Below are 1,068 nucleotides of genomic sequence, written 5' to 3' on the forward strand. Positions count from 1 at the left end.
CAACCATGATCTGGATACGCTTGTCGAAACGGTCGGCCAACCTGCCGAAAAAAGGCTTCGATCCTGCCATTGCCAGGATCTGGGCGGAGAAGATAATCCCTATCATGACGGTACTGATACCGTGACTGACCAGGAGAATCGGAAGGAACGTTTCCAGTGCACCGAATGCAAAGTACATTGCCATATCCGCAGAAGCCGCTGCCCGGAGCTTCGTGTTCCTGAAAAACCGGGTCAAACTTTCCCTGAATACCCCTGCCGGGAGGATTCCCAAGGGCCGGCTCTGCTCTTCACGGTAGAGAAGGACCAGGGTAAAAACCGGGATGGCAGCCAATGCCGAGAGGAGGTAGACCATGTGGTACGGAATTAGACCCGGATACCCGGCACAAGCTGCAAGGACTATTCCTCCGGCAAGGGGGGCGATGGTCCGCCCAACCAGTGTTGATGACGAATACATGCCCAGCATCTCACCCTTGGTTGCGGAAAACCGTTCGGCGATGACAGCAGAGACCACCGGTCCGAGAATTGCGGTTGCAGTACCGTGGAAGAAACGAACCGGAATTAACCAGACGGGATCCCAGACTAGAAGATAAAGAAGCGGTGCGGTGAGAAACACTGCCCCAGAGGCGACAAGAAGTCTCCTCCTGCCGAAGTGATCGGACAGGACCCCAACCGGAAAGGAGAACAGTATGCCGGCAAGGGGAGAGAATGCCGAAATCAACCCGATCATTGCATCGTCTGCCCCGGCAGCCTGGGAGAAGAGTGGAAGGACCGGGTTTTTTGCAACAGTAGTCGAGAAGATCGCAAAAAAGCCCAGCAGGGAGAGATAATACATCATCCTGCGGTCATGAGAGAATGAGGAGATCCATCTCACCTTCTTACCCATGTATGCACGGCTTTCTCATCCGTTTTTCTGCCTACCGTCCGCTGTGCAGGTTGTGCTGCTGGATGGTTTTTGCTCCCAGCGTGAAGATCAGGATTACGATCAACAGGACCGCGGAATCAACCATTGGGGGATAGACCCCGTCGCCAGTGATCGCTGTATGGAACAGGTCAACGAGATAGGTGAGC

General features: G+C 54.5%; 1 protein-coding gene. It reads right to left on the reverse strand.

What is annotated here, in order from left to right; genetic code table 11:
• Positions 1 to 871: MFS transporter (locus CW742_RS14830; protein WP_292421721.1), on the reverse strand; the 871-nt coding region annotated here is incomplete at its 3' end.
• Between the last annotated feature and the right edge of the window lie 197 nt (positions 872 to 1,068).

The organism is Methanoregula sp., assembly GCF_002835825.1.
Classification (GTDB): Archaea; Halobacteriota; Methanomicrobia; order Methanomicrobiales; family Methanospirillaceae; genus Methanoregula.